We start from the raw sequence: 2,886 nt of genomic DNA on the forward strand, positions 1-2,886 counted from the left end.
GACAACCAGGCCCAGCAAGCCGGCAAAGGCCGCCGCCATGCCCAGCCGGTCCCACAGCAGGCCGGCGTCGTCCGGGTGCCAGTGGTAGACGGTGGAGCCGGCCGAAGTGAGCAGCAGCCCGGCAAAGAACAAGGCCGCGGTGGCGCGCGTCACGCCATCGGCCACGCCGCGTTCCTGCCGGCCCAGCATCCACAGGCCGCACCCACCGGCGATGGCGAACGGCAGGTTGCTCAACACATCAAGCGCGCACGGCAGGCCCCACAGCACCCGCTGGTCGGCAAAGCCGTGCTGGTGCGCGCTGGCAGGCAGCACGGGCCCCCACACCGCCAGGGCCAGCAGAAGGGCCGCGCCCAGCAGCAGGGCGGCTTCGCGCCGCGTGGGTCTGGCGGCAGGAAAGAAAGCATGGGAGGTCATGGTGTGGATCCACCGGAAGTGAGCGATGCCGCGCAGTGTGGGCAAGGCCGTCGCGTGGCACGGCACAAAGCTGCACGAGACGCCATCGGAGGCACCCCCGGTATCCATAATCGATACCCATGAGCACCACCGCCGACCTTGTTGCCGCCCTGAAGAAGGAACTCAAGACCGCCCAGATGACCTATGCCGACCTGGCGCAGGCCCTGGGCATGGCCGAATCCAGCGTGAAGCGCATGCTGGCCAAGGGCGACATGCCGCTGTCGCGCATCGATGCCATCTGCCGCGCCCTGGCGCTGGACTTTGCCGACCTGGCGCGGCGCGTGGCCGACAGCCAGCCGCTGCTCAAGGAACTGAGCCAGGAGCAGGAGCGCGCCGTGGTGGCCGACAAGAAGCTGCTGCTCATGGCGATTTGCGTGCTGAGCCAATGGACGCTGGAGCAGGTGACCACCACCTACCGGCTCACCGAGGCCGAGGGCGTCAAGTACCTGGCCCAGCTCGACCGCATCGGCATCATCGAGCTGCGTCCGCTGAACCGCTACCGCCTCAAGCTGGCCAAGACCTTCCGGTGGCGGCCGCATGGCCCGGTGATGAACTACTTCCGCGACCACGCCCTGCTCGACTACTTTGCCGGCGGCTTCGACGGCCCTGGCGAAGGCGTGCTGCTGGTGCACGGCGCCATCAGCCGCGCCCTGGCCCCCGCCTTCATGGAACGCATGCAGCGCGTGGCCCAGGACTTTGCCCAGCAGCACCTGGCCGACCAGAAGCTGCCCGAACGCGAACGCGAGGGCTACACCCTGCTGCTGGCCATGCGCAGCTGGGAGTTCGAGGCATTTGCCGGGATGCGACGCTGACACGGCGGTGCCAGCCCCGCGGCGTTGCCGCACCGGAACGGCACGGAAGCCACTGAGCCAGCGCCAAAAACTCTATTTTTGATAGCAAACAACGCACACGCAGCAAGCGCAACAGCCGGTTTTCATGCAAAACCAGTGTTTGGATTGGAAGTTCGTTGAAGCAACAAGGATGTCGAAACCGCCGTCAGGCGAGGCGCGGACCGCAGCGATGGCCGTAGCCATCGCGAGGTTTGCAACGCAGCATGGCGGCGGCGCTCGGCATCTTCATGAAGCCAACTGCCCATTCCGGACACCAGCGCCGCGCCATGCACGGCGCGCCCCGGTGCGCTGATCTGCCGGCGCGCTACCCCGCGCCCACGCCAGGCACTGCCCAAGCGGGCCAGAGCAACGGCCCTGCGCCGCTGGGCGAAGTGCACGGGGTTTCGTCCTGCGAGGAACGCGCCGTGCGGTGAGCGGGCCGGCACAGGGGCAGGTCAGCCCCATGGGCGGCAGGAGGCGGATGGCGCGCACCGAAACACCATGTCACAAAACTTCGCATGGCCCCTACAACCGCTTGACGAAAGGTACTCACGATCAGGGCTCCCGGTTCCGCAAGGAATCCCTTCCAAGGAGAACACCATGGCACGCATTGCCCTCGCCGCTGCTTCCATTGCCCTGCTGTCGCTGGCCGCCGCCACGGCGGCTCAGGCACAGGTGGGCACCACCGTCGTCATCCAGTCGGGCAGCCCGCGCTACCAACAGCCCGCGCCCGTGCTCGTGCAATACCAGGCTCCGCCCCCGCCACGCCATGAAATGGCACCCCCGCCGCGGCGCGGCATGGTGTGGGTGCCCGGCCACTGGGAGTGGCGCGGCCACCGCCATGTGTGGTTGCAGGGCTACTGGGTGAAGGCCCGCCCCGGTTACCACTACCGCGAGCCGCGCTGGGTGGAACACGGCGGCCGCTGGAATCTGCAGCGCGGCGGCTGGGACCGCGACGGCGACGGTGTGGCCAACCGCCATGACCGCGACCGTGATGGCGATGGCGTGCCCAACCGTTACGACCGCCGTCCCGACAACCCCTATCGCAACTGAGGCCGCGCCAGCAGGCAGTCCACCGGCACGACCGCCCGCACCCGGCGGGTGCGCGGCCGCATGACCTCGGGCTAGGCCAACAAAAGTTCCACGCTGCCCAGGCCCGGAAAGTCAGCCACCACCTGCGTGCCCGGCGCCACCAGCACCGTGCCGGTGCACGAACCGGTGGTCACCCACTGCCCTGCGCGCAGGCCGCCCAGGCTGCGCGCGCCCACGTTGGCCAGCCATAGCAGCAGCCGCAGCGGGTCGCCGGCCGGATTGCCCCAGGCGGCATGCTGCACGACCACCGCTCCATTCACAGCCAGGCTCACCGATTGCTCCAAGGGCCGCACCCCGGCCACATCGGTCGTGCCCGAACCCACGACCAGGGCGCCATGGCAGGCCTGGTCGGCCAGGCGGCTCCACTCGCCCTGCCGGGCCCATGCGGCGTAGCGCGTGTCGCAGACCTCGATGGCGGCACGCACCGATGCCACGGCCTGCAGCACCTCGGCAGCGCTGTACGGCGTTGCGCGCTCGGGCAGATCGGCGCCCAGTTCGTACACCAGCTCGG

Annotated in this window: 4 protein-coding genes and 1 pseudogene; 3 read left to right on the forward strand and 2 right to left on the reverse strand. The window is 69.2% G+C overall.

Annotated features, from left to right (window positions below; translation table 11 throughout):
* Window positions 1-414 (reverse strand): annotated as a pseudogene (locus ACDELDRAFT_RS20925) (hypothetical protein); the annotation flags it as partial.
* A gap of 119 nt (window positions 415-533) precedes the next feature.
* Here ACDELDRAFT_RS20925 and ACDELDRAFT_RS20930 point away from each other — a divergent pair.
* The 3 genes from ACDELDRAFT_RS20930 to ACDELDRAFT_RS20940 all read left to right on the forward strand — a co-directional run bounded on the left by ACDELDRAFT_RS20930 (window position 534) and on the right by ACDELDRAFT_RS20940 (window position 2,336).
* Window positions 534-1,265, forward strand: coding sequence for a helix-turn-helix domain-containing protein (locus ACDELDRAFT_RS20930; RefSeq protein ID WP_005800118.1), 732 nt, complete (start codon window positions 534-536; stop codon window positions 1,263-1,265).
* Window positions 1,266-1,507: 242 nt separating this feature from the next.
* Window positions 1,508-1,717, forward strand: coding sequence for a hypothetical protein (locus ACDELDRAFT_RS20935; RefSeq protein ID WP_005800119.1), 210 nt, complete (start codon window positions 1,508-1,510; stop codon window positions 1,715-1,717).
* Between the two features lie 166 nt (window positions 1,718-1,883).
* Window positions 1,884-2,336, forward strand: coding sequence for a YXWGXW repeat-containing protein (locus tag ACDELDRAFT_RS20940; protein ID WP_005800121.1), 453 nt, complete (start codon window positions 1,884-1,886; stop codon window positions 2,334-2,336).
* Window positions 2,337-2,407: 71 nt separating this feature from the next.
* Here ACDELDRAFT_RS20940 and ACDELDRAFT_RS20945 read toward each other — a convergent pair.
* On the reverse strand, window positions 2,408-2,886 hold a 479-nt coding region (locus ACDELDRAFT_RS20945; protein WP_005800123.1), incomplete at its 5' end, for a fumarylacetoacetate hydrolase family protein.

The sequence above is a fragment of the Acidovorax delafieldii 2AN genome (assembly GCF_000175235.1).
In the GTDB taxonomy this organism is placed as follows: Bacteria; Pseudomonadota; Gammaproteobacteria; order Burkholderiales; family Burkholderiaceae_C; genus Acidovorax; species Acidovorax delafieldii_B.